General features: G+C 63.5%; 27 protein-coding genes and 1 pseudogene. 14 read left to right on the top strand and 14 right to left on the bottom strand.

The annotated features are described in order from the left end of the window. Nucleotides 1-43 precede the first annotated feature (43 nt). Nucleotides 44-532, bottom strand: a complete 489-nt coding sequence (locus FFI89_RS02265; protein WP_138832505.1) for a septal ring lytic transglycosylase RlpA family protein — start codon at nt 530-532, stop codon at nt 44-46. A 632-nt stretch (nt 533-1,164) separates the two neighbouring features. Between FFI89_RS02265 and FFI89_RS02270 the strand changes: the two genes are divergently transcribed. The 6 genes from FFI89_RS02270 (at nt 1,165) to FFI89_RS02295 (ending at nt 8,116) form a co-directional block, all read left to right on the top strand. Further along, on the top strand, nt 1,165-1,725 hold the full coding sequence (locus FFI89_RS02270) for a F0F1 ATP synthase subunit delta (protein WP_138832507.1): 561 nt from the start codon (nt 1,165-1,167) through the stop codon (nt 1,723-1,725). Next, nucleotides 1,725-3,254: a F0F1 ATP synthase subunit alpha gene (atpA, locus tag FFI89_RS02275; protein WP_138832509.1), complete on the top strand. Its 1,530-nt coding sequence runs from the start codon at nt 1,725-1,727 to the stop codon at nt 3,252-3,254. The genes FFI89_RS02270 and atpA overlap by 1 nt, the downstream gene beginning before the upstream one ends. 134 nt (nt 3,255-3,388) lie before the next feature. Beyond that, a complete protein-coding gene (locus FFI89_RS02280) occupies nt 3,389-4,267 on the top strand; it encodes a F0F1 ATP synthase subunit gamma (protein ID WP_138832511.1) in 879 nt (292 codons plus the stop codon). 57 nt (nt 4,268-4,324) lie between these two features. Next, a complete protein-coding gene (atpD, locus tag FFI89_RS02285; protein ID WP_138832512.1) occupies nt 4,325-5,767 on the top strand; it encodes a F0F1 ATP synthase subunit beta in 1,443 nt (480 codons plus the stop codon). Between the two features lie 142 nt (nt 5,768-5,909). Beyond that, the gene (locus FFI89_RS02290) at nt 5,910-6,317 is read left to right on the top strand and encodes a F0F1 ATP synthase subunit epsilon (protein ID WP_138832514.1); all 408 of its coding nucleotides are present in this window, start codon (nt 5,910-5,912) and stop codon (nt 6,315-6,317) included. A 164-nt stretch (nt 6,318-6,481) separates the two neighbouring features. Further along, nucleotides 6,482-8,116: an adenylate/guanylate cyclase domain-containing protein gene (locus FFI89_RS02295; RefSeq protein ID WP_138832516.1), complete on the top strand. Its 1,635-nt coding sequence runs from the start codon at nt 6,482-6,484 to the stop codon at nt 8,114-8,116. Nucleotides 8,117-8,142: 26 nt separating this feature from the next. On the opposite strand, the gene FFI89_RS02300 is transcribed toward FFI89_RS02295, so the two are convergent. The 10 genes from FFI89_RS02300 to FFI89_RS02345 all read right to left on the bottom strand — a co-directional run bounded on the left by FFI89_RS02300 (nt 8,143) and on the right by FFI89_RS02345 (nt 17,028). Then, entirely contained in the window at nt 8,143-8,370 is a 228-nt protein-coding gene (locus FFI89_RS02300) for a hypothetical protein (protein WP_138832518.1), read from the bottom strand. 131 nt (nt 8,371-8,501) lie between these two features. Next, the gene (locus FFI89_RS02305; RefSeq protein WP_138832520.1) at nt 8,502-9,023 is read right to left on the bottom strand and encodes an RNA pyrophosphohydrolase; all 522 of its coding nucleotides are present in this window, start codon (nt 9,021-9,023) and stop codon (nt 8,502-8,504) included. 70 nt (nt 9,024-9,093) lie between these two features. Continuing rightward, nucleotides 9,094-9,597, bottom strand: a complete 504-nt coding sequence (locus FFI89_RS02310; protein ID WP_138832522.1) for an RNA pyrophosphohydrolase — start codon at nt 9,595-9,597, stop codon at nt 9,094-9,096. Nucleotides 9,598-9,676: 79 nt separating this feature from the next. Continuing rightward, nucleotides 9,677-10,897 (bottom strand): divergent polysaccharide deacetylase family protein, encoded by a 1,221-nt coding sequence (locus FFI89_RS02315; protein WP_138832524.1) that lies wholly within the window; start codon nt 10,895-10,897, stop codon nt 9,677-9,679. A 198-nt stretch (nt 10,898-11,095) separates the two neighbouring features. Beyond that, entirely contained in the window at nt 11,096-12,457 is a 1,362-nt protein-coding gene (locus tag FFI89_RS02320; protein WP_138832526.1) for a S41 family peptidase, read from the bottom strand. Next, entirely contained in the window at nt 12,454-13,845 is a 1,392-nt protein-coding gene (locus FFI89_RS02325; RefSeq protein WP_138832528.1) for a murein hydrolase activator EnvC, read from the bottom strand. The genes FFI89_RS02320 and FFI89_RS02325 overlap by 4 nt, the downstream gene beginning before the upstream one ends. Nucleotides 13,846-13,887: 42 nt before the next feature. Further along, the gene (gene rlmH / locus FFI89_RS02330) at nt 13,888-14,370 is read right to left on the bottom strand and encodes a 23S rRNA (pseudouridine(1915)-N(3))-methyltransferase RlmH (RefSeq protein WP_138832530.1); all 483 of its coding nucleotides are present in this window, start codon (nt 14,368-14,370) and stop codon (nt 13,888-13,890) included. Nucleotides 14,371-14,470: 100 nt separating this feature from the next. Beyond that, entirely contained in the window at nt 14,471-14,827 is a 357-nt protein-coding gene (gene rsfS / locus FFI89_RS02335) for a ribosome silencing factor (RefSeq protein WP_138832532.1), read from the bottom strand. Between the two features lie 223 nt (nt 14,828-15,050). Then, nucleotides 15,051-15,632 (bottom strand): nicotinate-nucleotide adenylyltransferase, encoded by a 582-nt coding sequence (locus FFI89_RS02340; RefSeq protein WP_246669574.1) that lies wholly within the window; start codon nt 15,630-15,632, stop codon nt 15,051-15,053. A gap of 103 nt (nt 15,633-15,735) precedes the next feature. Then, on the bottom strand, nt 15,736-17,028 hold the full coding sequence (locus tag FFI89_RS02345; RefSeq protein WP_138832536.1) for a glutamate-5-semialdehyde dehydrogenase: 1,293 nt from the start codon (nt 17,026-17,028) through the stop codon (nt 15,736-15,738). Nucleotides 17,029-17,188: 160 nt separating this feature from the next. On the opposite strand from FFI89_RS02345, the gene FFI89_RS02350 reads away from it, so the two are divergent. From FFI89_RS02350 to FFI89_RS02365, 4 genes are all read left to right on the top strand, one after another. Further along, on the top strand, nt 17,189-17,398 hold the full coding sequence (locus tag FFI89_RS02350) for a hypothetical protein (protein ID WP_138832538.1): 210 nt from the start codon (nt 17,189-17,191) through the stop codon (nt 17,396-17,398). Between the two features lie 356 nt (nt 17,399-17,754). Next, nucleotides 17,755-18,495 (top strand): hypothetical protein, encoded by a 741-nt coding sequence (locus tag FFI89_RS02355; RefSeq protein WP_138832540.1) that lies wholly within the window; start codon nt 17,755-17,757, stop codon nt 18,493-18,495. Beyond that, a complete protein-coding gene (locus FFI89_RS02360; RefSeq protein WP_138832542.1) occupies nt 18,492-18,860 on the top strand; it encodes a hypothetical protein in 369 nt (122 codons plus the stop codon). The genes FFI89_RS02355 and FFI89_RS02360 overlap by 4 nt, the downstream gene beginning before the upstream one ends. A 432-nt stretch (nt 18,861-19,292) precedes the next feature. Next, the gene (locus FFI89_RS02365) at nt 19,293-19,973 is read left to right on the top strand and encodes a hypothetical protein (RefSeq protein WP_138832544.1); all 681 of its coding nucleotides are present in this window, start codon (nt 19,293-19,295) and stop codon (nt 19,971-19,973) included. Nucleotides 19,974-20,204: 231 nt separating this feature from the next. Here FFI89_RS02365 and FFI89_RS02370 read toward each other — a convergent pair whose 3' ends face one another. Next, nucleotides 20,205-20,501 carry a cytosolic protein gene (locus FFI89_RS02370; protein WP_138832546.1) on the bottom strand — a complete coding sequence of 99 codons (297 nt, stop codon included), beginning with the start codon at nt 20,499-20,501 and terminating at the stop codon, nt 20,205-20,207. A 252-nt stretch (nt 20,502-20,753) separates the two neighbouring features. On the opposite strand from FFI89_RS02370, the gene FFI89_RS02375 reads away from it, so the two are divergent. After that, entirely contained in the window at nt 20,754-20,987 is a 234-nt protein-coding gene (locus FFI89_RS02375) for a type II toxin-antitoxin system RelE/ParE family toxin (protein ID WP_138832548.1), read from the top strand. Nucleotides 20,988-20,990: 3 nt separating this feature from the next. Here the strand turns inward: FFI89_RS02375 and proB are convergent, their stop codons facing one another. Both proB and obgE read right to left on the bottom strand, forming a co-directional pair. After that, nucleotides 20,991-22,133, bottom strand: coding sequence for a glutamate 5-kinase (gene proB / locus FFI89_RS02380; protein ID WP_138832550.1), 1,143 nt, complete (start codon nt 22,131-22,133; stop codon nt 20,991-20,993). Between the two features lie 113 nt (nt 22,134-22,246). Continuing rightward, entirely contained in the window at nt 22,247-23,305 is a 1,059-nt protein-coding gene (gene obgE, locus FFI89_RS02385; RefSeq protein ID WP_138832552.1) for a GTPase ObgE, read from the bottom strand. Nucleotides 23,306-23,556: 251 nt separating this feature from the next. On the opposite strand from obgE, the gene FFI89_RS02390 reads away from it, so the two are divergent. The 3 genes and pseudogenes from FFI89_RS02390 (at nt 23,557) to FFI89_RS02405 (ending at nt 26,530) form a co-directional block, all read left to right on the top strand. Then, nucleotides 23,557-24,537 (top strand): ABC transporter substrate-binding protein, encoded by a 981-nt coding sequence (locus FFI89_RS02390; protein WP_138832554.1) that lies wholly within the window; start codon nt 23,557-23,559, stop codon nt 24,535-24,537. Beyond that, a pseudogene (locus tag FFI89_RS02395) lies at nt 24,534-25,535 on the top strand (ABC transporter substrate-binding protein). Before FFI89_RS02390 ends, FFI89_RS02395 begins: the two are co-directional and overlap by 4 nt. Beyond that, nucleotides 25,532-26,530, top strand: coding sequence for an ABC transporter substrate-binding protein (locus FFI89_RS02405; protein WP_138832559.1), 999 nt, complete (start codon nt 25,532-25,534; stop codon nt 26,528-26,530). The pseudogene FFI89_RS02395 and the gene FFI89_RS02405 overlap by 4 nt, the downstream one beginning before the upstream one ends. Nucleotides 26,531-26,706: the final 176 nt, after the last annotated feature.

The raw sequence follows: 26,706 nt of genomic DNA on the forward strand, positions 1-26,706 counted from the left end.
CTTACCAGATCTGATGGACCGGAAACGGCGCGGATGACGCGCGTTAGGAGACGACCTCGGCAGTGACGTGGCCGACGCCGGCGCTGGTCAGTCCGATGGCACGGGCAGCGCCCGTGGAAAGGTCGAGCACGCGCCCCTTGATGAAGGGACCGCGGTCATTGACGGTGACGACCACGCTCTGGCCGCGATGGGTGACCCGCAGCTTGGTGCCGAACGGCAGCGAGCGATGGGCGCAGGTCAGGGCGTTCTGGTTGAAGCGCTGGCCGGAAGCGGTCTTGCTGCCGGATTCACTGCCGTAGAAGGAGGCAACTCCGGAGAAGCTGTGTCCGCCGGTAGAGCCCATCGAGGCATTGGCATCGCGCCAGTCACCGCCGGCCGACTTGCTGGCCTGGTGGGAGTGGTGGCGTTGGTGCCTGGATTTGGCTGATGCTTCGGTGACGCTGCCACCGATCAGGAGAGTTGCGGCAATCATAGCGAAAGCCGTACGCGACCGGGTTAGATTTCCCAGCACCGCCTTATTGGTATTCAACATTAAACTAGTCCCTCAGATAGTATTGCCACATGTGTGACAAGTGGAACCCCCGTCCCAGTTTGAGTGACTGCGGTTTGGTTCCGCAATGAGGCATGAATTGGGCAGTAAATCCGGTATATGTCCGGCTGACATATCTTGTTACAGAGATCAACTAACCAGATAATGTTCCGTAATATTTGGCTTTAACCAATTTTTAACCATATGAATACTTACTAATACTGATTAGTATAGTCATTGTTCGCAACTGCGAGATTTGGCGCAAGTAATCGGCGGGAACCCGAAAAGGTTCAGCCCGGCCGGCTCATGCCCCCTATGCAGATACGGGTGGAACAAATGTCCTTAACTCCGGCGGACATGAGCTGGACCCCGTCGGCCGGGATTCTCCAGCGCCCGAAACGGCGTGCGGGCAGCGCCGAAAATTGACGTGCGACAAGGCATCGCCGGCGCGCGCCGTCATGTTGCACCTGCGCGCTTGCTATGTTAGCAAAGCCGCGATTTTAACGATCCCAGCACCTCTCGTGCCGGTCGAAAATCGAAGTCCCGCTTGAATTCCAAGGGCTTGGATCGCTTGGCGCCGCTTTCGTGGCGACGGTTTTTCCCTTGCGAATTTGACAGCTAAAAAAGAGCGTCTAGTGGCTGCTGAAGATCCGTCCGTTTCGGGAGTGTCAGGTCGTTATGCAACGGCCTTGTTCGAGTTGGCGCGCGACGAGAAATCCGTCGACGCCGTAAGAGCCGATCTCGATAAATTCGAGGCCATGCTGGCCGATAGCGCCGATCTGAAGCGCCTGGTTCGCAGTCCGGTATTCTCGGCAGATGCGCAGTCGAAAGCGCTCACCGCGGTGCTCGACAAGGCCGGAATTGCAGGCACTTCAGCCAAATTCATCAAAGTCCTTATCGCCAATCGCCGGCTGTTTGCCGTCTCCGATGTGATCCGCGCCTTCCGCGCGCTGGTGGCGAAATTCAAGGGCGAGGCCACCGCCGACGTGACGGTTGCCGAGCACCTCAATGACAAGAATCTCGACGCCCTCAAGACCGCACTCAAGTCGGTGACGGGCAAGGACGTCGCGCTCAACGTGAAAGTCGATCCCTCCATCATCGGCGGCCTAGTGGTCAAGCTCGGCAGCCGCATGGTGGATAGTTCGCTTCGCACCAAACTCAATTCGATCAAGCACGCGATGAAAGAGGCAGGCTGATGGACATCCGCGCCGCGGAAATTTCCGCGATCCTGAAGGACCAGATCAAGAATTTCGGCCAGGAGGCTGAAGTCACCGAAGTCGGACAGGTGCTGTCCGTCGGCGACGGCATTGCCCGCGTCTACGGCCTCGACAACGTCCAGGCCGGCGAGATGGTCGAGTTCGAGAACGGCACCCGCGGCATGGCGCTGAACCTCGAAACCGACAACGTCGGCATCGTGATCTTCGGCGCCGACCGCGAGATCAAGGAAGGCCAGACCGTCAAGCGCACCCGCGCCATCGTCGACACGCCCGTCGGCAAGGGCCTGCTCGGCCGCGTCGTCGACGCGCTCGGCAATCCGATCGACGGCAAGGGTCCGATCCAGGCCGACAAGCGCATGCGCGTCGACGTCAAGGCGCCCGGCATCATTCCGCGCAAATCGGTGAACGAGCCGATGGCGACCGGCCTCAAGGCGATCGATGCGCTGATCCCGATCGGCCGCGGCCAGCGCGAGCTGATCATCGGCGACCGTCAGACCGGCAAGACCGCGATCGCGCTCGACACCATTCTGAACCAGAAGCCGCTCAACGCGCAGCCGGACGAGAACATCAAGCTGTATTGCGTCTATGTCGCGATCGGCCAGAAGCGCTCCACCGTCGCCCAGTTCGTCAAGGTGCTCGAAGAGCAGGGCGCGCTGGAATATTCGGTCATCGTCGCGGCCACCGCGTCCGATCCGGCGCCGATGCAGTACATCGCGCCGTTCACCGGCTGCACCATGGGTGAATATTTCCGCGACAACGGCATGCACGCCGTCATCATCTATGACGACTTGTCGAAGCAGGCCGTCGCCTATCGCCAGATGTCGCTGCTGCTGCGCCGCCCGCCGGGCCGCGAAGCCTATCCCGGCGACGTGTTCTATCTGCATTCGCGCCTGCTCGAGCGCGCCGCCAAGCTCAACAAGGAGCATGGTTCGGGGTCGCTGACCGCGCTGCCGGTCATCGAAACCCAGGCCAACGACGTCTCGGCCTACATTCCGACCAACGTGATTTCGATCACCGACGGCCAGATCTTCCTGGAAACCGACCTGTTCTTCCAGGGCATCCGCCCGGCGGTGAACGTCGGTCTGTCGGTGTCGCGCGTCGGATCGTCGGCGCAGACCAAGGCGATGAAGAAGGTCGCCGGCAAGATCAAGGGCGAGCTGGCGCAGTACCGCGAAATGGCGGCGTTCGCGCAGTTCGGCTCCGACCTCGACGCCTCGACCCAGCGCCTGCTCAACCGCGGTTCGCGCCTGACCGAACTCCTGAAGCAGCCGCAGTTCTCGCCGCTGAAGATGGAAGAGCAGGTCTGCGTGATCTGGGCCGGCACCAACGGCTACCTCGATGCGCTTCCGCTCGCCAAGGTGCGCCCGTTCGAGGACGGCCTGCTGTCGCTGCTGCGCGGCAAGAACGTCGAGATACTCAACAGCATCCGCGAAAGCCGCGATCTCAGCGACGATACCGCGGCCAAGCTGAAGACCGTGGTAGAGGCTTTCACCAAGACGCTTGCTTGATTGGCCCGTCGGCCAGTTGAAGTTTTGGCCCGGCGCATTTGGCACGAAGACGCGCTTCGCGCTTTTGGCCGGGTCTGATTGAAAAGAGGCTTGCGGTCGGGTCGTGACGATCTGGTCGCCGGGGTGAACTAAGAATGGCTTCACTTAAAGACATGCGGGTCCGCATCGCCTCCACCAAGGCGACGCAGAAGATCACCAAGGCGATGCAGATGGTCGCGGCTTCCAAGCTGCGCCGCGCGCAGACCGCCGCCGAAGCCGCGCGTCCCTACGCGGAAAAGATGGACGCGGTGATTTCCAACATCGCGACCGCTGCCGCGGGTTCGCCCGGTGCGCCGACGCTGCTGGCCGGTACCGGCCAGGATCAGGTGCATCTGCTGCTGGTCTGCACCGGTGAGCGCGGCCTGTCGGGCGCCTTCAACTCGTCGATCGTGCGTCTGGCCCGCGAGCGCGCGCTGGCCCTGATCAACCAGGGCAAAGAGGTCAAGCTCTTCTGCGTCGGCCGCAAGGGTTATGAGCAGCTCCGCCGCCAGTTCGACCGGCAGATCGTCGAGCATCTCGACCTGCGCTCGGTCCGCCAGCTCGGCTTCGGCAATGCCGAAGATATCGCAAAGAAAGTTCTGGCGCGGTTTGACGCCGGCGAATTCGACGTCTGCACGCTGTTCTATTCACGCTTCAAATCCGTGATCGCCCAGATCCCGACCGCCCAGCAGATCATTCCGCTGGTGGTGGAAGCGCCGGCCGCGAACGCCGGTCCGGCGACGTCCTACGAATACGAGCCGGAAGAAGACGAGATCCTGACGCGGCTGCTGCCGCGCAATCTCGCGGTGCAGATCTTCCGCGCACTGCTGGAAAACAACGCCTCGTTCTACGGCGCGCAGATGAGCGCGATGGACAACGCCACCCGCAACGCCGGCGACATGATCCGCAAGCAGACCTTGATTTACAACCGCACCCGTCAGGCCCAGATCACCAAGGAGCTGATCGAGATCATCTCCGGCGCCGAGGCGCTCTAGCCATTCGCGCGATGGACTGACGGACTTCTAGAGACAGAATTCGAAGGAGAGAGTTTTATGGCCGCACCAGCAAACCAGACCGGACACATCACCCAGGTCATCGGCGCCGTCGTCGACGTGCAGTTCGAAGGGCATCTGCCCGCCATTCTGAACGCGATCGAAACCAGGAACGCCGGCAACCGCCTGGTGCTCGAAGTGGCGCAGCATCTCGGCGAATCCACGGTGCGCACCATCGCGATGGACACCACCGAGGGCCTGGTCCGCGGCCAGGAAGTTACCGATACCGGCTCGCCGATCCGCGTTCCCGTCGGCGCCGGCACGCTCGGCCGCATCATGAACGTGATCGGTGAGCCGATCGATGAAGCCGGCCCGATTGCTTCGGACGGCACGCGTCCGATCCACGCCGAGGCGCCGACCTATACCGACCAGGCCACGGAAGCTGAAATTCTGGTCACCGGCATCAAGGTCGTCGACCTGCTGGCGCCCTACGCCAAGGGCGGCAAGATCGGCCTGTTCGGCGGCGCCGGCGTCGGCAAGACCGTGCTGATTCAGGAGCTGATCAACAACGTCGCGAAGGCGCACGGCGGTTATTCGGTGTTCGCCGGCGTCGGCGAGCGGACCCGCGAAGGCAATGACCTCTATCATGAGTTCATCGAATCCAAGGTCAACGCCGATCCGCACAATCCCGATCCGAGCGTCAAATCGAAGTGCGCCCTGGTGTTCGGACAGATGAACGAGCCGCCCGGCGCCCGCATGCGCGTCGCGCTGTCGGGTCTGACGGTCGCCGAGAATTTCCGCGATCAGGGCCAGGACGTGCTGTTCTTCATCGACAACATCTTCCGCTTCACGCAAGCCGGCTCGGAAGTGTCGGCGCTGCTCGGCCGTATTCCTTCCGCGGTGGGCTACCAGCCGACGCTCGCGACCGACATGGGCGCGCTGCAGGAGCGCATCACGACCACGCACAAGGGCTCGATCACCTCGGTGCAGGCGATCTACGTGCCGGCCGACGACTTGACCGACCCGGCGCCCGCGACCTCGTTCGCGCATTTGGACGCCACCACCGTGCTGAACCGCGCGATCTCGGAAAAGGGCATCTATCCGGCGGTGGACCCGCTCGACTCGACTTCGCGCATGCTCTCCCCGCTGATCGTCGGCGAAGAGCACTATCAGACCGCGCGTATGGTTCAGCAGGTGCTGCAGCGTTACAAGTCGCTGCAGGACATCATCGCGATTCTCGGCATGGACGAATTGTCGGAAGAGGACAAAATCGCCGTCGCCCGCGCCCGCAAGATCGAGCGCTTCCTGTCGCAGCCGTTCCACGTGGCCGAAATCTTCACCGGCTCGCCGGGCAAGTTCGTCGACCTCGCCGACACCATCAAGGGCTTCCGCGCCATCTGTGAAGGCAAGTACGATCACCTTCCGGAGGCCGCCTTCTACATGGTCGGTGCTATCGAAGAAGCCGTCGAAAAGGGCAAGAAGCTCGCGGCGGAAGCTGCGTAAGCATTGCTAACGCTACGCCGTCACCCTGAGGTGCGAGCGTAGCGAGCCTCGAAGGGCGACTTCTTTCATCCTTCGAGGGCCGCAACGGCGGCCACCTCAGGATGACGACCGCCTTTGTAGTTAGCGCGAAACGGATTTTCCGATGGCCACCTTCCACTTCGATCTGGTTTCACCCGAAAAGCTCGCCTTCTCCGGCGAAGTCGATCAGGTTGACGTCCCCGGCGTGGAAGGCGATTTCGGCGTGCTGGCCGGACATGCGCCTGTTGTGGCCGCGGTCCGCCCGGGTATCCTCACCATCACCGCCGGCGGCGCGCATCAGAAGATCATCGTGCTCGGCGGCCTCGCCGAAATGTCGGAGAAGGGCCTCACCGTGCTCGCTGACGTCGCCACCTCGACGGCCGACCTCGACCGCGCACAGTTCGCCGAGACCATCGCCGAGATGGAAGCCAAGCTTGCGGAGAAGGAAGGCTCGGAGCTCGATCATGCGCTCGAGCGGCTGGACCACTTCAAGAGCATCCAGCAGGAACTCAGTTCGACGGCTATGCACTAGGCCCCGGAGCAACACGCGCCGGGGCGCATTGAAGGCCCGAATCAATTCAGCGCCCGTCACATCGTGACGGGCGCTTTTTTGCGTTTTGCTGTTACCGCTGTAGTTGCGCACGGGTAGTTCTGACGGCATTCTGCCGGTGCATATTTTGTCCGGGGCTGTTTTTCATGAAACGCAAGATCGCGGCGATTTTTGCGGCCGATATTGCCGGCTACAGCCGACTGGTTGCCGAGGACGAAGAAGAGACGCTGCGCCGTCTGGCATCCTATCGCCAGGTGACCGACGATTTCATCGCCAAAGGCGGCGGCCGGATCTTCAACACCGCGGGTGACGCCGTCCTCGCCGAATTTCCCAGCGCGGTCGAAGCCGTGCGCTGTGCGATCGATATCCAGGAAAGCCTGCGCACCCGGAACATGGCGTATCCGCCGAGCCGGCAGATGGCGTTTCGCATCGGCATTACCATCGGCGATGTGGTCGAGCGCGACGGCGATCTGCTCGGGGATGGCGTCAACATCGCGGCGCGCCTCGAGGGGCTCGCCGAGGTCGGCGGCATCTGCGTCTCGCGCGCGGTGCATGAGCAGGTCGTCAACAAGCTGTCGGTGCAGTTCGCCGATATCGGCGCGCAGGAAGTAAAGAACATCCCGACGCCGGTGCACGCCTATATGGTGGCGATGCGGCGCGAGGACGGGACCTATTCGATCCCGCAAGTCAAGAAGCCCGCCAAGGCTTCGGGATCGCAGCCGACCTGGATGTGGCCGGTCGCGGTGACGCTGGTCAGCCTGGCCGCGATCGGCGCCGGCGGTTTTCTCTATTTCACCAAGCTGGAGACGCAGGCCGTCAAGGTTGCGGCGCCGGCGCCCAACGTCAGTCCGGCGCCTTCGGCTGTGCCCGCGGCTGCATCAACTCCGGCCCCGACAGCCGCGACGTCCTCGCCGCCGCCGGCACCGCCAGCGCCTTCCCCGCCGCCGATCGGTTCGACGGAGAAATTCGCGGCCGCGAATGTCCCGTTCGTCAGCGATAAAGCCCGCACGTCGCTTGCCGGCGAATATGCGGGGGCGGCGAACTTCAAGGCGTTCTCGCTCAACATCGGCGGGATCAGCGCGTGGGTTACCGCGCAACCGAGTGAAGAGGCTGCCAGGACCGCCGCCGTCGAGCAATGTCAGAAGCGGGCGGATACCGCGCAGTCGCCGAGAAAATGTGAGCTCTACGCCGTCGGCGACGACGTCGTTTACGCGCACGGCAAGCCGCCGGTGCCGCCGTTGCCCTGGGTCAGGCATGACACGGCGACCGAACAGCCATTTGCGGCCAAGGACGTGCCGCTCACGCGCGACGCGGGTAGGACGAGGTTTGAGAATGTCTATGTGCCGGGCCGAAAAACCAAGACCATCGCGCTAGGCCCCGGCGGTGCGTTTTTCTTTCTCACCGCCATGGATTCGGTGGATGAGGCCATGCGGCGATCCCTCGAATCGTGCGGCGCCATCGCCGGCGTTCCCTGCATGATTGTCGCGCTCAATGAGAATTTCGTCGTGCCGATCCCGACCACATTGAGGGTCACCGGTTTCTTCAAGGTTGCCGGTAACGGGGTGATCAGCCCCGAAGCCCGCGACGATGTCGCGCACCGGATGGCCGATGCGACCAGTGGCTGGAACGCAATCGCTGTGGGCGCGGCCGGCCGGCCGGGGCTTGGATTGAAGGCGGCCTCCGAACAGGCCGCGGTGAATGGCGCGCTCGCCGACTGCGTCAAGCGAGACAGCGATTGCCATGTCATTGCGATCGGCCCGTTCTCTGTCGGACCGAACTAGACCGCAGAGCCCGCGGTCCAGCTTCGTTACGTGTGGCGGAACTCTCCGCGCGCGGCCGGTTGTCGGGGCGCCTCGAGGTCGCTTTGCCGCCAGCTGGTGGCCAGCAGCATGAACAACGCGCGATAACCCTGATATCGTGCCGCGGGACGGCTCTTCTCCCGCCCGCCCATTATCAAGATACCGCTCTGATCGCGCAGCTGCCACTCCCAGGCCCGCCGGCGCTTGATGACAGTCACTTCCTTCATGTCAGACAAAACATCTCGCAGTGCAGGTTATTCCGGGCGCCATCCGTGGACCCAATGGCACTCTAGTGTGTACGAGCAGAGCGGGTGTCGGTTGCAAAAAAAGCGTGAGCGAATCGAGAAAAATTCAGGTCGGTTCTGATTCAGTCAACAGCACGGCCCGCAGCGGGCCCCGCGAATTCGGCAAACAGCCGCGCCACCGTTCGGTAGACGTCGCGCCGGAACGGCACCACGAGGTCGGCGACGCGGTCAAGCCGCTCCCAGCGCCAGCTGTCGAACTCGGCCGGCTGCCCGTTGCGCGGGGTCAGCGGATCGATCTCGTCGTCGCGCCCGGTGTAACGCAAGGCGAACCATTTCTGCCGTTGCCCACGGAATTTGGCGAGGCGGTGGGCGGGCGGTCCGTCATAGGGCGGGAACTCGTAGTTCATCCAGTCGGTCTCGCCGAGATGGTCGGCCCGGCTTACCCCGGTCTCTTCCCAGAGCTCGCGCATGACCGCATCGCGGGGGTTCTCGTCGGCATCGATGCCGCCCTGTGGCATCTGCCATTCGAGGCCGGGCAGAATGATTTCCGGCCCGTCGTCCCGGAAACGGCGGCCGATCAGCACCTGGCCGGCGTTGTTGAACAAGGCGATCCCCACATTGGGGCGATAGGGTTTCTCGGACATGGTGTTTAAAAGAATTGGCGTTTCGAGACGTGATCCCGGTTCGCGTTCGGAAAATGCGTCAAAAACAGCGTCAGTTGCCCGCGAGGCCGGAAAATTCCTTCACCACGCGCTCGTAGACCGGCCGCTTGAACGGAACGATCAGCTCCGGCAGGTTCTTCATCGGCTCCCAGCGCCAACTGACGAACTCGGCCTTGTGGCCGCCCCCGGGGGTCGCGACGTTGATCTCGCTGTCCTTGCCCGTGAAGCGCACGGCGAACCATTTCTGCCGCTGCCCGCGGTAGCGGCCCTTCCAGGTGCGGCCGGCGACGGTGCGCGGAATATCGTAGATCAGCCAGTCGGCGACTTCGCCGAGCTTCTCCACCGAGCGGACGCTGGTTTCCTCGTAGAGTTCGCGCTTTGCCGCGGACCAGGTATCTTCGCCGGGATCGACGCCGCCCTGCGGCATCTGCCAGACGTGGCTTTCATCGACATGTTCGATGCCGCCGGCGCGGCGGCCGATGAAGACCAGCCCCGCTGCGTTGATCAGCATCATGCCGACGCAGGTCCGGTAAGGCAGGTCTTCGTAGCGCGCCATTCCGTCAGGGCTCCTTACGGCACAATCGGTCGAACCGGCGTGGTCCGGAAGGCCCGGATGGCCGTCATCGGGTCGATCTCTAGCCTGATTTTGATTTCAGCATCGCCGTTGTCAATGGCACAAGCATGATGCCACGGCTATCGAGAGTCTTGATCCAGGCGGCAATCCGCTCGATCGAAATCGGCAGGGCCGAGGCCACGCCGACGGCGAGCCCGCGTTCCTTGGCGAGCGTTTCGAGCTTGATCAGGGTGCGGTCGATTTCGGCCGAGGTCGGCACCGCGTCGATGGTGAAATCGGCCTTGGCGAACGGCATCGCCTGACCCGCCGCCAGTGACGATGCGACGCTGCGCGGCGTGGAACCGTCGTCGAGGTAGCCAAGGCCGCGTTTGGCGGCCTCGCGCATGATCGGCTGCATCACGGCGTCGGTTGCCAGGAAGCGCGCGCCCATGAAATTGGCGATCCCCGCATAGCCCTGGAACCGGCTCAGGTGCCAGTACAGGCGGTCAATATTCTGCTCCGGCGGCAGGCTCGTCAGCAGGGTCTGCGGGCCGGGGTCGTTGTCGGGATAGTCGAACGGCTCCATCGGGACCTGTAGCAGGATCTCGTGGCGCTGGGCGCGGGCCCGTTCGGCGAGCTTGGTGGGGTCGGCCCCGTAAGGCGTGAACGCCAGCGTCACGGCCGGCGGCAGCTTCATGATGGCGTCGGCCGTCTTGGCGGCGCCAACGCCGAGGCCGCCGACGACGATGGCGACCACCGGCATCTTGGCCGCCTTGGCGCGGTCGGTGTCGGCCGCATAGACGGTGAACGGCTTCAGGCCGTCGGCGACGACGGGGATCATGCCGTAGCGTGTTTTCTCCAGCAGCCGCGGATCGATGCCGGCCATGACGGCGGCAGGCGCGGCCTCGGTGTCGGTCTTGCCGGCCGCATCACCGCCAATCACGACATCCTGGCGCTTGCCGCTGGAGCCGTCGATGATCGTGACGGTCTTGTTCTCGCCGGCGGCGGCGGGCCTGGATTCGACCTTCGCCGCCGGTTCGGCCTGATGGCTGGCGGTCGCCGTGGCGGGCTTCTCGTCCGCCGCCGTTGTAGTTGCCTCGGGCTTGCGCAGGGCGATATGGGCGACCGGCTCGCCGCCCAGCGGATTGTCGGTGAAAAGCGCTGTTGTAACGAAGGCGACCAGGAACAGGCCGAGCAGCACTGCGAGTGCCTGCATTGCCGAGAACGGCAGCCGAAACCGGCGCTTATGGCGCTCCGGTTTCTGTCCGAGCGGCGTGCTCAGTTCGTCGGCCGTCTCCGTCATGAACCTCCCCGAATCAATTCGAAACCGCTCCGAATCAATCCGAACGACGATACCACGATGGGCTCAGATCGAGCGCCCGCGCCGCGCCCAAAAAGCGATCGGTCCGGCGTTTCCGGAAAGCCGGAACCCGCCAACAAAAAGGGCGGCCCGAAGGCCGCCCTTTTCACTGATATCGGACTGATGCCGGACTTGGCAGGATCAGTTCGCTGCCTTATTGGCCGGCTTGTCGGCCGAGGCCTTGTCGCCGGTGGCCGGCGCGGGGACCGCGGCGGTGGACTTGATGCCGTGCAGCAGGTCGGCGGCAGTCTTCAGCGCCTTGTCGTCCTTGGCGTCCGGCGGCACGTAGGATTGCGAGCCGGTCTTCTCGTCGCCGTCATTCTTCAAATGGCCGCGCAGCGAGGCCTCACCCTTGGTGTCGGTGCGCGACTTCAGCTCGTCCGGCACATCCTGCAGCACCTCGATATCGGGCACGATACCCTTGGCCTGGATCGACTTGCCGGACGGCGTGTAGTAGCGCGCGGTGGTCAGACGGAGCGCGCCGTTGCCGCTGCCGAGCGGGATGATGGTCTGCACCGAACCCTTGCCGAACGAGCGGGTGCCGACCAGCGTCGCGCGCTTGTGGTCCTGCAGCGCGCCGGCGACGATTTCGGATGCCGAAGCCGAGCCGCCGTTGATCAGCACGATCACCGGCTTGCCCTTGGTCAGGTCGCCCGGATGGGCGGCGCGGCGCTGGGTTTCCTCGGCGTTGCGGCCACGGGTCGAGACGATCTCGCCGCGATCCAGGAAGGCGTCGGAAACGGTGACCGCTTCCTCGAGCAGCCCGCCCGGGTTGTTGCGGAGATCGATGATGTAGCCCTTGAGCTTGTCGCCGATCTGGTTCGACAGATTGCCGATCTCGCGCTTCAGGCCTTCGGTGGTCTGCTCGTTGAAGGTGGTGACGCGGATATAGGCGATGTCGTCGCCCTCGACGCGGGCGCGGACCGAGCGGACGCGGATATTGTCGCGCACCAGCGTGACTTCGATCGGATTGTCCTGACCCTTGCGGATGATCTTGAGGCGGATCTTGGTGTTGACCGGGCCGCGCATTTTCTCGACCGCCTGGTTGAGGGTGAGACCCTGCACGGCTTCGTCGTCGAGATTGGTGATGATGTCGTTGGCCATGATGCCGGCCTTGGAGGCGGGCGTGTCGTCGATCGGCGAGACCACCTTGATCAGGCCGTCTTCCATCGTGACCTCGATGCCGAGCCCGCCGAACTCACCGCGGGTCTGCACCTGCATGTCGCGAAAACTCTTGGCGTCCATGTAGCTGGAATGCGGATCGAGGCCGGCCAGCATCCCGGAGATCGCGGACTCGACCAGCTTCGAGTCGTCGGGCTTCTCGACATAGTCGCTGCGCACGCGCTCGAAGACGTCGCCGAACAGATTGAGCTGGCGATAGGTGTCCGAGGTCGCGGCACGCGCGCTCGATCCCATCAGCACGGCGCGAGGCTGCGTGATGAAGAGCGTCAAAGCCGCGCCGGCGGCGGCGCTGAGGAGAATTACAGAAGTCTTGCGCATCATCCGCGAACCTTTTCGCCTTCATTTGCGGCCCACCATGGGCCTGGATCGATTGGAGTGCCGTCCTTACGGAACTCGACATAGAGCACGGGCTGACTCGCGGTCGTTGCGAGAATGGATGCAACCAGGGATGTCGACCCCATGGTCGCGACCGGCTCCCCCGTAAGTACAAACTGGCCGATGTTTACCGAAATGCGCTCCATCCCGGCGATCAGCACATGATACCCGCCCCCGGCATTCAGGATCAAGAGTTGTCCGTAGCTGCGGAAGGGTCCGGCGTAAACAACCCAACCGTCACACGGGGTTGTGACCTGCGCGCCGGTCCGGGTTGCCAAAGAAATGCCTTTTTCGACGCCACCCGCACCATCGGAACCGCCAAAATCGCGAATCTTGGAGCCGTTGACCGGAAATGCGAGCAACCCCTTGGCGGAGGCAAAGGCGATCGCCGGGCTGAGCCGCGCGGGATCCTTTAGCGCACCCAGATTGGGCTTGCCGTTCGGGGTCGCAGGCGCCCCCTGCAGACTGGCCGTTGCGGCCGCTTTGGCCGCGCTCTTGAGGTCCTGCTCCATCTTGGCGATCAGGCCCTGCAGACTGTCGACTTGTTTGGACAGCGTGATGGCGCGCGCGCCTTCGGCTTCCATGTCCTTTTCGATCGCGCTCTGCTTGCGTTGCCGTTCGTCGACCAGTGCGGCCAGCCGCACCTGATCGTCCTTCGACTTGTCGCGGTCGCGCGCCAGCGCGTCACGCTCGGTCGCAATGGTCTTGCGCAGCGCGACCAGTTCGCCGAGATCGCTGGAGAGTTTTTCCGCGCGTCCGCGCAGTTCGGGCACGACCGCGCCGAGCAGCATCGCGGTGCGCAGCGATTGCAGTGCGTCCTCGGGCCGAACCAGCAATGCCGGCGGCGTGCGCCGGCCGGCACGCTGCAACGCTGCCAGCACCTCGACGATTTCGGAGCGGCGTGAATCGAGCGACGCCCGTATCTGCTGCTCGCGGGCGTCGAGCGGGCGCAGCCGCGCCTCGGCGTCGGCGATGCGGGTCTCGACGCCGCGCACCCCTGCTGCGATGTCGATCAGTTGCTGGTTGAGTTTTGAACGATCCTGTCCGATTGCCGCGATATCGGCTTTCAGTTTTTCCTGCAGCTCGGCGGCTTTCCGCTGCTGTTCGCGGGCGGCTTGCAGTTCCTGCTCGCGCTGCTTGATGATGTCGGGTGAGACGGCCGCCGCCTGCGGCGCGGGCGCCGCCACTTGCGCCGCGGCCGGCGCGAGGGCCGCGCTTGTCAGGCTCAAGAGGCCCGCGGACAACAACACCAGGGAACGCCCCGCCGGCAGCGCCAAAGCCCGCCTGTGGCGGGCGGCATCCGGGCGCGGGTGAATGTTCGGCGGAGAGTGCATTCGGGCCTAATCAGCGCTTTCTGTATTCATGCCACCGTGCCTTCAGACGCGATGATAGGGATGGCCGGCCAAAATGGTCGCGGCGCGGTAAATCTGTTCCAGAAGCATGACGCGAACCATTTGATGCGGCCAGGTCGCCGAGCCGAACGCAATGCGCAACTTTGCCTTGCGCTGCAAATCGGGCGAAAGTCCGTCCGCACCCCCGATCGTGAAAATAGTGCTGGCGACCTGATCGTCGCGCCAGCGGCCGAGTTGCTGGGCGAAGCTTGCACTGTCGACGCTCTTGCCGCGCTCGTCGAGCGCCACCAGTACGGACTTTTCGGGGATCGCGGCCGAAATCGCCGCCGCTTCCTCGGCTACTCGGGTCGCCGCATCGCGGGCGCGGCTTTCCGGGATCTCGTGAATCTCGAGGCCGCGAAAGCCGAGCTTGCGGCCGATATCGTCGAAGCGCTCGCGATAGCGCTCGGCCAGTTCCCGCTCCGGGCCCTGCTTCAGCCGGCCGATTGCAACCACGACAAGACGCATCAGAAGATCCGGCGCATGAGAGAATGCTCCGGCACGCGCGCGTTATGCCGCGCGCATGCAAACTACATGCGCTCCCGCCGATTCGCATCGGCGCAGGAACTCAGATCGCCTTCGCTGCCGCCGGGCTTTGCGTCCACAACCTTTCCAGATTGTAGAACTCGCGCACCTCGGGCCTGAACACGTGCACGATCACATCGCCGGAATCGATCAGCACCCAGTCGCAGTTGGGCATGCCCTCGACATGAATGCTCTTGATGCCGGTTTCCTTCAGCGCCTTGGTGACATTTTCCGCGATCGCGCCGACGTGGCGGTTGACCCGTCCCGTGGTGACGATCATGTAGTCGGAATATGCAGATTTGCCGCGAAGGTCGATGGTGACCGTTTCTTCCGCCTTCATATCGTCGAGGCGGGAGAGGATCATATTCAGCGTCTTGTCGGCGTCGGGTTGCGCCTTCAAGGCCGCAGCTTTTGTCGATGTTTTACGCGGGGTTTTGGCAGCTGACTTGGTAGCCTTGGAAACCTTGGGTAAAACAGACTTGGACAATACAGATGTGGCCAGGGACCATTCCTTTCACTGTATCGCGGACGCCGAATCCTGACGTCCACGGGCTATATTAGACATGTGGGGTTAATGGTTTCAATATTCCAGTGAACCCCACCTGCCGGTTGTGACCCGACTGTCACTTCTTTGCCTTCCAGCTTCCGTCCGGGTTTCGCAGTCCGGTCGACGACAGGCTCGATTTCATGCCGGTGAGGAAAGCCCAGGCGGGGGCCTGCTGATCTGCTAGCCGGGTCGCCTGATTCTCAGGCAGCCGATAGCGCGCCAGCGCCTGTGCGGCGGGTGCTGCGAGCGCCCGGAAACTCTGGGGCGGACGGTCGATCACGGCGATCGGAACCTCGGAGGCAATGCGCCGCCAGTTCTGCCAGCGATGGAACTGCGCAAGGTTGTCAGCGCCCATGATCCAGACGAAGCGCAGGCCGGAAGCACGGCGGCGCAGGTAAGAAATGGTGTCGACAGTGTAACGGACGCCGATGACAGCTTCGAGACAACTGATGTCGATTCGCGGATCGTCGGCCATTTGGCGCGCGGCATCCATCCGCGCATCGAGATCGTTCAGCGCGTCCCCGGACTTGAGCGGATTGCCGGGGGTCACCAGCCACCAGACGCGGTCGAGCTTCAGTCGCTTGATCGCGAACAGGCTGATGGCGCGGTGCGCCTCGTGCGGTGGATTGAAGGAACCGCCGAGCAGCCCGATCCGCATGCCATTGCTGTAGAGCGGGATTGCCTGCGAGACGGATTGCGACGCGACCGAAGCTGGCTTCAACGCGGCCACCGCGTGCGTTCGCCGGAAAAAGTAGGTGCGTTCACGGTCGCGTCTGCCCGGTGCCGTGAACGCGATACTTGAAGCTGGTCAGTTGCTCGGCGCCGACCGGGCCGCGGGCGTGGAACTTGCCGGTGGCAATGCCGATCTCGGCGCCGAAGCCGAACTCGCCGCCATCGGCGAACTGCGTCGAGGCGTTGTGCAGCACGATCGCGGAATCGACCTCGTTGAGGAATCTCTGCGCGGCAGCTGCGTCTTCGGTCACGATCGCATCGGTGTGGTGCGAGCCGTGATCGTGAATATGCGCGATCGCTTCATCGAGCCCGTTGACGACGCGGGCTGCGATGATCGCGTCCTCATATTCGGTGTCCCAGTCCTCGTCGGAGGCGGGCTTTACCCTGCTATCGGCGTGCTGCACGGCCGCGTCACCGCGCACTTCGCAGCCCGCATCGATCAGCATTTCAACCAGCGGCTTCAGGCTTGCCGCAGCACCGGCCCGATCGACCAGCAAGGTCTCGGCGGCGCCGCAGACGCCCGGACGGCGCATCTTGGCGTTGAGCACGATCTTCTTCGCCATTTCGAGATTGGCGGAGCGATCGACATAGACGTGGTTGACGCCTTCGAGATGCGCGAACACCGGCACGCGGGCTTCGGCCTCGACGCGCGCGACGAGGCTCTTGCCGCCGCGCGGCACGATCACGTCGATGCCGCCGTTCAGTCCGGTCAGCAAGAGGCCGACCGCCGCGCGATCGCGCGTCGGCACCAGCGTGATGGCAGCTTCCGGCAGACCCGCCTCGCGCAGACCCTGCACCAGGCAGTCATGGATGGCGCGGCAGGAGCGGAAGCTGTCGGAGCCGCCGCGCAGGATCACGGCGTTGCCGGATTTCAGGCACAGCACGCCGGCGTCGGCGGCGACGTTGGGGCGGCTTTCGAAAATGACGGCGATGACGCCGAGCGGCACCCGCACGCGTTCGATGGTCATGCCGTTCGGGCGCTGCCAGCTTTCGGTGACGGTGCCGATCGGATCGGCGATCCCGCGTATGGTGGCGACGCCATCGGCCATCGCGTCGATGCGCGCCGGCGTCAGCGTCAGGCGGTCGATGAAGGCGGACGTCGCGCCGCCGGCGCGAACCTCAGCGACATCCTCGGCATTGGCGGCGAGAATGGCCGGCGCGCTGGTGCGGATGGCGCGCTCCATCGCCTCAAGCGCCCTGTTCTTCTGTTCGGGCGAGGCAAGCGCCAGCACCCGCGCGGCGGCGCGGGCACGGGCAGCGAGTTCGGTCATCAAGACAGGCAGATCGGCGTTGCCGTCGATTGCCTTCAGCGGCGCGGTCATCGGAGGTCTCGGGTTTTCGTTAAGGCCATGTTCTAGCATGGAAATCGGAGCCTTGGCGAGGTCTGGAACCGGCATGGCAGCCGGGCGGTGCGGGGGTGACGGCGGCTGGGCCGCTTTTCTCGGTCCCTGGATTTGCTGAATTGTAGCTTAGGCGCCCGGCGTGCGGGAAGCGGAAGCTATCTGGTGGGGCGGCAAGCCGATCAAGATCAAATTTCATCGCTCTAACGACCTGCTGCGAGGACTCATCATTGATCAGAATCTCGACGACCATGGTTTCGACGGATTGCGCCGATGGGTTGAACGGAAGATAAATTTCGTCGTGATCGATTCCTACACTGGCGAAGATATCACTCGGATGATGCGGGCTTGAGAGCCGCCCGTCGACCCCGCGTGCGCGATGCCGGTATCTCGGCATGCTTCCGCCGCTTTCGTTTGTCGACCGACGCAACGGTGATGCGGCGATCTATCTCACCACCGACGAAGACAGTTCACCCGAAATCCAGTTCGAGGAAGGTCAGCGCTGCATCGATTGGACTTGCAGCCGGCCCCGCAATGCCCCGGCATTGCTCCGCAATGCCGCGGCTCGCCGCGCCTGTTAACCACGAAACGGATCTGCGGATGAAAGATACGAAAATTTAAGATAAATTGAATCAATCGGCGGGTCGACGTGTGTTGTAAATTTTCATTCTACCGGCGCGGTAGAAAGAATCACACATGAAGCCTCTTTTGTTGGCTGCCATCGTTATGACGGTGGCAAGCGGCCCAGCATGGGCTCAATCATCGACAGGGTCGGGCGTCGGCATTGCCAGATCGACTTCGAGCTCGCAGGCGATCTCGGGGCAGGGCGGTTCGGCGAAGATCATCAGTAGCAGCACCGTGCCGGCCGATCAGACGGTCAGGAACGTACCGAGCGTTTTCGCACCAGGCTTGGCCGCGGCCGGGCTCGAAACGTGCCTCGGGTCGGTTTCCGGCGGCGGCGCCTTTATCGGGACCGGATTTAGTTTCGGCTCTTCGATCCCTGATGCCAGCTGCGCGGCGCGGCTCGATGCGCGGACGCTGTGGAGTTTTGGCCTGAAGAAGGCCGCGGTAGCGCGGCTTTGCCTTAACAGCGACATCTACCGCGCGATGCCGGACGTTTGCGCGATCTATCTGCCGCAGGCTTCCGTGCGTCCCATCTCCGCTCCCGCTCCGCTTGCCTACGCATCGGCGGTAACGACAGCCCCGGACGAGCAGCCCTACACGGGCGGCCCGATCCAGTTGGTCGAGGGCGACACCGGCAAGATCCGTCTTTGCAACGACTACGACGAGCCCGGCCAACGCTGCCGTGTCTGGGCCCACGTCGAGCACCACGCGTCTCCGACGAAGAAGAAAGCGCCGGTGCGTGGTGGACTGACGACCATGGCAGCAATCCAACCCGCCCCGGCACCCGCCGTGGCGGAAACCGAAAAGAAGGGAAAGTCACAATGAAGAAGCTGTTGATGAGTGTTGCGTTCATCGCATTGGTGGGAAGCATTGTGCCGGCTGACGCGGCCTCGACGTTCGCCATCGGGGGAGGCCTCAACCTCGGTCACGTCCAGACCGGGACAGGCGCGGCCTCGACGGGCACGGCGGCGGCGGGTTCGCTCGCCAACGGGACCACCACCAACATCGGTGCTGGTTTCGCGGCGGCCTCCCCGGCCGGGAGCATCTCGACCGGCCTCGGGGCGTCTGCGGGTCAAAGCAGCGCCGTGAGCGGAGCTGCCTCCATCGGTAACGGGGCGGCAGTAAGCAGCGGCGTCTCCAACAACATCGGTGTCGGTGTTGGCGGAGGCTTCACGAACGTGCTGCCCTAAGTAGACGACAGCAGCATGGTGGCAAACCTTCGTCACCATGCTGCTGATTGGGTTTGGGGGGCGATCTTCTGCTCAATCGCGCCGACGAGTGATCGATATCCCGACCGCACGGACCAGCATCCGTTCACGGGGGCAAAGCGGAAATGACACGAGCCGACCGCGCGTTCTGAGTTTGGGCATAAAACGGACTAGTCCGGCCGCTCCGCGATGTCTGCTATCAAGGGTATCAACGGACCTAGCTCGGACGGGCACTGAGGTCGGCGGGTCTCTGGAATAACCGATCATTAACCATACGAGCCCATGATTTGAGCCGAATTCGGGTGGGCAAGCGCGCGCGAGCCATTGCCGGTCTGTCATCGCGATGACTCTTTTGTTTTTGCTGACTGGCGATGGGAAGAATCTGGCGACTAGGCTGAGACGTAGGGAACGCAGGTGACCGAGGCACCGGACAGGAAAACGCAAGGGGGCCAGCAGCCCGAGGCGGCACCGCAGGTGGCCTCAAGCCGGGTGCCGGTGATAGCGGTGTCCCTGGCTGCCCTGGCCGTCCTTGGCGCCGCCACCGCCAATTCCTTACCGAGTTTCGGTGGCTTCTCTCTGCCGGATTTCAATCAGGTCTCTTTGCCGAGGGTCGATCGGTTCTCCTTGCCGGACTTCAGCCGCTTCTCCCCGCGGAATTTCAATCGCGTCGCTGCACCTCCTCCGCCTAACCCGGCTCCAGTCCTCGTACCGGATCCAGTTGTCAGGGCGGGACTGCGGGACATTCAGACGTCGCAGGAGCAAAACGCCGATATGTTCATGTCGCTCACGCAGAGTTCCGCAGCCCAACAGGCGGATTTGAAAAGAATAACCCGTCAACTCGCCTTGCTGACGGCGCAGGTGAGCTCCCTGCAGAATCAGGTGACGCCGCCGCTGACGACTTCCAGCATCCCACTGTCGACGACTTCGAGCATCCCACGTCCAAATCCTCGCGCGCGGGTCATCCAGGCGTCGCGAAAACTACTCCCTCCAGTTCTTCCTCCAACTATTTCTCCGCTTCCCAAGCCTGTCGGCCCCTTTTCGGTAGGGGGCGCGCCGCTGAGTCCTGCACCGGCACCCGGCTCGGGCGCAAGCTAGCTCTTCCTGGCATCAACCGGACCTCTAGCGACGTCCGCTATCAGGTCGCTAACGTGGGTAGACCGGACATGGCGCAGACAGCCGGTTTCGGTCGAGAATGACCCAATGCAGTCATTCCCCTAGACGAGCTGTCTCGCCTAGCGCGACCAAATCCCGGGGCTCGCGACACCCGATTCTTGCGATTGCTTGAACAGGATGCTTTCGGATCATGCCTTTAGGGACAAAACCAGATCACGGCTGTTCTCGAAGGATCGGTGCACCGAGTTCATCGAAACGAAAGAGCTGAAAAACCCGCTGGCCGTTGAAGTCGAGCACTCTCAAATCATCGGTCTCGTGCAGATCGCTCTCGACCGCTTGAAAATGCCCGCCGTAGCGCTCCCTAGCGAGCGACACTGGAACCTCAAATGCGACGAACTTGCCAATCCCTTTGTGCTTGAGTTTCTCGAGGAGATTCGGATCGCGTAAGGACTCGTGCGACGTGAGAATGAGCAACGGACCGCTCGCCGTGAGCAGCAAATGCGATTTCATCGGACCCTCCTTCGCGTTTGAACTGAATTCACGCGTCATGTCCAGTCTTGGTTGGACAGTGTCGCTGACGCTCCCAGTATAAGCCAGTTCACCGTTGATATAACGATTCCGGGGGCGGACATGATCTTGTACTCTTGGACGGTCCGGGATCCTCGGTTGCATCGAGGTAGGTGACGCGCATGTCCGGGGAAGTCGGGCTCACCATGACATGCGTTCACTTCCGAAATTGGCGCACTTTTCGGACATGGGACCATGTCCGACTTGAGTCCGTTATGCGCACGAAAGCGGACGTCCCCGTTCGCTCTAAGTTTACGAGTTCACGCCGTAGATTCACTTGGCGGCCGTAAGCGGCCTGAACTGCGCAGTGATTTGCGCAGTTTTCCGGTCGGCAATTACATCATCTTCTACGTGCCGTTGCCCGACGTTATCGAAGTCGTCCGTGTGATGAGCGGTCTGCAAGACATTGATGCCGACGACATCGCGTGAGGCTTACGCGGAATCGGTATGCCGCGGCCCGCCCACCACCAGATCGTCGCGATGGATCATCTCGGCGCGGCCGCTGATGCCCAGAATGGTCATCACATCAGGCGACGAGCGGCCTTTGATCTTTTCGGCGTCCTCGGCGTCATAGGCGATCAGGCCGCGGCCGATTTCATGGGTGTCGGGGCCGCGCACCACCACGGCGTCGCCGCGGGCGAACTGGCCGTCGATCCGGATCACGCCGGCCGGCAGCAGGCTCTTGCCGGCGCGAAGCGCGGCGACCGCGCCGGCGTCGATGGTCAGCGTGCCCTTCGGCTCCAGCGAGCCTGCGATCCAGCGTTTTCGCGCGGTGACGGGATTCGCGGGGGTCAGGAACCAGGTGCAGCGGCCGCCGTCCGCAATCGCCTGCAGCGGATGCTCGATCTTGCCGGATGCGATCAGCATATGCGTGCCCGCGGTGGTCGCGATCTTGGCGGCTTCGATCTTGGTATACATGCCGCCGCGCGACAGTTCGGATTCGGCCGCCCCCGCCATCGCTTCGATCTCTGACGTGACCGACTCCACGATCGGAATCAGTTTGGCGTTCGGATTGGCGCCGGGCGGCGCGTCGTAGAGACCGTCGATGTCGGACAACAGGATCAGCAAATCCGCGCTCGCCATGGTGGCGACGCGCGCGGCGAGGCGGTCATTGTCGCCGTAGCGGATTTCGTTGGTGGCGACGGTGTCGTTCTCGTTGATGACCGGCACCGCGCGCCATTCCAAGAGCTTGGCAATGGTCGAGCGTGCGTTGAGATAACGGCGGCGCTCCTCGGTGTCCTGCAAGGTCACCAGAATCTGTCCGGCGCCGATGCCGTGCGCGCCGAGCACCTCCGACCAGATCCGTGCCAGCGCGATCTGCCCGACCGCGGCGGCGCCCTGGCTCTCCTCGAGCTTCAGGGGGCCGCGCGGCAGTTTCAGGCGGCTGCGGCCGAGCGCGATCGAGCCCGACGAGACCACCAGAACGTCGCATCCCTTGCCATGCAGCTTGGCGATATCGGCCGCCAGCGCCGCCAGCCACGCCGCGCGGACTTCGCCCGCGCTGGAATCGATCAGCAGCGAGGAGCCGACCTTGACGACGATGCGGCGAAAATTCTTGAGCGCGGGGCGTTTCATGGGCTTGGTCTGACGAAGCGGAGTGTCGGGAAGCAATACGCGCCGGTTTCCTGATTTGGAAGTGGCGCGGGCAGGGAAGTCGCGGCTGGCGTCAGCCTGACGTCACCCTTGTATCACCCTTGCGGGTTCGCCGGCGCCCACGGCTCGGCCTGCTGCGCTCCGCCCTTGGCCTTCAGCGACACCGGCGCTTCGCCGATCACCTCGACCAGCGCCTTCAGCGCTTCGGGCACGCCTTCGCCGGTCGCGGCCGAGACCAGCAGCGGCGTTTTCTTCGCGGCGCGCTTCAGCCGGTCTTTCTGCTTCTTCAGTTCGTCCGGCGTCACCGCGTCGATCTTGTTCAACGCCACGATCTCGATCTTGTTGGCGAGATCGCCTTCATAGGCATCGAGTTCGGTGCGAACCGTCTTGTAGGCTTTGCCGGCATGTTCGCAGGTGGCGTCGATCAGGTGCAGCAGCACCCGGCAACGCTCGACATGGCCCAGGAACCGGTCGCCGAGGCCGGCGCCTTCATGCGCACCCTCGATCAGGCCGGGAATATCGGCGAGCACGAATTCGCGGCCCTGCGCGTTCACGACACCGAGCTGCGGGTGCAGCGTGGTGAAGGGATAGTCGGCGATCTTCGGCTTGGCCGCGCTGACGACGGAGAGGAAGGTCGACTTGCCGGCATTGGGCAGGCCGACCAGGCCGGCATCGGCGATCAGTTTCAGCCGCAGCCAGATCCAGCGCTCTTCGCCTTCCTGGCCGGGATTGGCATTGCGCGGCGCGCGGTTGGTGGAGGACTTGAAATGCGCGTTGCCGAAGCCGCCATTGCCGCCTTTGGCCAGCACGAATTTTTCGCCGAGCGTGGTGAAGTCGTGGATCAGCGTTTCGCGATCCTCGTCGATGATCTGCGTGCCGACCGGCACTTTCAGCACGATCGATTTGCCGTTGGCCCCATGGCGGTCACTGCCCATGCCATTGACGCCCTTCTGCGCCTTGAAGTGCTGCTGATAGCGGTAGTCGATCAGTGTGTTGAGCCCGTCGACCACTTCGATGACGACATCGCCGCCGCGGCCGCCATTGCCGCCGGACGGACCGCCGAACTCGATGAATTTCTCGCGGCGGAACGCCACGCAGCCGTTTCCGCCGTCGCCGGAGCGGATATAGACCTTGGCTTCATCGAGGAATTTCATGGGTCACCATAGCGTTTTCGGGCGAAAAGGGCAGCGTTTCGCGTCTCGAAAGCGCGTTAAAACGTCACTTCAGGCTTGGGGTGCTGTGCTGGGCCTTAAGTAAGCCACGGCAGCCCAAGCGGCAACCCTCAAGGCCCGCAACTTCGGCGAAAAGCCTTAATTTTCGGGCCTTTTTGCGGCTTTGGGCGATATTAGCGCCCGCCGCCGTGATATAGCTTCGATCCGCGAAAGTGGGGCCGGAAGGGGACCTAATGAGGCGTCGGGAATTCGTCCGGCTGATCGGCATGGCGGCGGCCACATGGCCGACGGCCGTGGGGGCACAACAGCCGAGCGCGAAATTACCGACCATCGGTTTCATCGGCCCCAGCACGGCGGACGCCGATCGCACCCGTCGCGCGGCGTTACTGGAACGGCTTGGCGAACTCGGCTGGGTCCAGGACCGCAATCTGAAGATCGAATTCCTCTGGGCCGATGGCGTCGTGGCGCGCGCCGGCGAGATCGCGGCCGGATATGTGCAGCGGGGCGTCTCCGTGATCGTGGTCAGTGGCGATGCGCAGGTCAAAGCGGCCAAGAACGCCACGTCGGCAATCCCGATCGTGATCGCCGCGGCCGCCGATCCCGTCGGCAACGGCCTGGTCGACAGCCTGTCGCGCCCCGGCGGCAACGTCACCGGCCTGTCGCGGCAATTGACCGACTCCACCGGCAAGCGGCTGGAGTTGCTGCGCGAGATCGTCGCCGGCCGGCGGCTGGCGATCCTGTTCAATGCCGGCAATCCGCTGACCCGGCCCGAACTCGAAATGGCGGAGAAGACTGCGCAGAGCATGGGCTTCCAGACCGTGCGCGCGGAAATCCGCAAGAGCGACGATGTCCAGCCGGCGATCGAAGCCCTGGCGGGCAAGGCGGACGCGCTCTATGTCTGCATCGATCCCCTGGTCAACACCAACAATGTGCGGATCAACGGGCTGGCGCAGGCGGCGCGGCTGCCGACGATGCACTCTTCGCGCGACAATATCGATGCCGGCGGCATGATCTCCTACGGCCCCGATACCATCGATCTGTTCAGGCGCGCGGCGGAATTCGTCGACAAGATTCTGCGTGGCGCCAAGCCAGCCGATCTTCCGGTCGAGCAGCCGACCAAGTTCGAGCTGGTGATCAATCTCAATATGGCCAAGGCGATCGGCCTCGAGATCGCACCGACGGTGCTGGCGCGCGCCGACCAGGTGATCGAATGAGGCGGCGGGAGTTCATCGGGCTGATCGGCGGCGCCGCAACCGCTTGGCCGCTTGCATCGTATGCGCAAGCACTGAGGAATCCGCATCGCATCGCGCTCGTCCATTCCGGTATCCCCGCCAACAAGCTGACCGAGACCACCGGACCGTTCTGGATACGGCGGTTCCACGAAACGCTGCGCGCGCTCGGTGATGTCGAGGGGAGCAATCTCGTCATCGAACGCTATTCCGCCGAAGGCCGCTCCGAGCTGTTTGCGCCGCTCGCGGCCGAGGTCGTGGGCAGCAAGCCTGACGTCATCGTCTCGAACCTCAACGATCTCGTTGCCGCCTTTGTGGCGGCCACCGCCACGATCCCGATCGTCGCGATCATGGGCGATCCGATCGCCGGAGGGTTCGTTACCAATCTGGCGCGTCCCGGCGGCAACCTGACCGGTGTCAGCATCAACGCCGGGATTGAAATCCAGGCGAAGCGGCTGGAGATTCTCAAGGAGGCGATGCCGGCGGCGACAAAGGTCGTCCATCTGCTCTCCGGAGCCTGGGATGACGGGACCGGAAAGTCGGTCGCAGAGGCGGGGCGGCACCTCGGACTCGCCGTGACCGGAACCAAGCTTGTGGTGGTGGACGGGGAGCACTTGCAGCGCGCCTTCGCCGAAATGGCGGAGCAAAAAGTGGACGCTGTCATGATCGACGAAGGCGGCAGCTTCCTGGCGCAGCGGGCAGCCGTTGTCGAACTGGCTGCGAAGTACCGGATGCCCGTGATCTATCCGTATCGCGATTATGCCGAACAGGGCGGATTGATCGCCTTCGCACCGGATCTCGGCGAACTCGCCTAACGCATGGCGAATGACGTGCATCAGATTCTCGGCGGCGCCAAGGCTGGCGACGTTCCATTCTACCAGCCCAGCAAATTCCAGCTGATCATCAACATGAAGGCCGCCAAGACGCTCGGCGTCAATCTTCCGCCGGCGTTGATCACCCGTGCCGACGAGGTGATCGAATGAAGCGGCGGGAGTTCATCGGGTTTCTCGGCGGGGTCGCCGCAACCGGCTTGCCTCGGTCCGCGTTGGCCCAGACCAATGCCGGCCTGCCGCTGGTGGCCGTCCTGACACCGGGACCGGCGGAGTTTGCCAGGCTCAGGATGGACGCGATCCGTCTCGGCATGCAGCAGGAAGGCTTTGTCGAGGGCCGGAACTATTCCTTTGAGCTGCGCTTCGCCAACGGCGACTTCGATCGGCTGCCGTCGCTCGCCAGGGAATTGGGCGCGCTGAAGCCGCGCGTCATCGTGGCCTCGGCCCGCGCCGCAACCGTGGTCCATGAAGTTCTGCCGGACGTGCCGCTCGTTTTCACCTCCTATGCCGCCGATCCCATCAAGGCCGGCTTCGTCGAAAGCTATGTGCGGCCCGGTGGGATGGCGACAGGAAACGTTATGAACGCGGTTGGCGGCGAGCAGTCGCTCACCGAAAAGCGAATTGGCCTTTTCAAACAACTCTTCCCCGGTCTGAGGCGGCTCGGGATGATCGGCACCGACCAGAACGGATTGGTCGTCGCAGAAAAAAATGCACTGAAGAAAGCGGCTGGTGAACTCGGCTTTGAGTTCGTGCACTACGTCATCCAGACGCTCGACGATCTGGAAGCAGCCTTTGCGTCGGGGCTGCGGGACGGCGTGAATGCGTTCTACATTTCAGGAGAGCCGCTGCTGTTCAACAATCAGGCGCGCGTGATGCCGCTCGTTGCCGCATCGAAAAAGCCGACCGTCGGCGTCTACCCGGAATGGGCGCGTGCGGGCCTTTTGATGTGCTATTCGGCTGACCTGCTGGACGATTTTCGCAAGGCAGGAAGCTATGCCGCGAAGATTTTGGGTGGCGCCAGGCCGGCCGATCTTCCGGTCGTGCAGGCGAGCAAGTTTGTCTTCGCGATCAATCTGAAGACCGCGCAGGGCCTTGGTATTGCCGTGCCGCCGACATTGCTCTCGCTCGCCGACGAGGTGATCGAATGAGGCGGCGGGAATTTGTCGGCTTCTCAGCGGAGCGGCAGTCTGGCCGCTGGCGATCGAATGAGACGACGGGAATTTCAACCGGAAGACCACAAAGGCGCTCGGCATCGAAATCTCGCGGACGCTGCTGGCGACCGCGGACGAGGTGATCGATTAGAGCATGATCCGGAAAAGTGGGT

Origin of the sequence: Bradyrhizobium sp. KBS0727, assembly GCF_005937885.2 — a bacterium.
Taxonomy (GTDB): domain Bacteria; phylum Pseudomonadota; class Alphaproteobacteria; order Rhizobiales; family Xanthobacteraceae; genus Bradyrhizobium.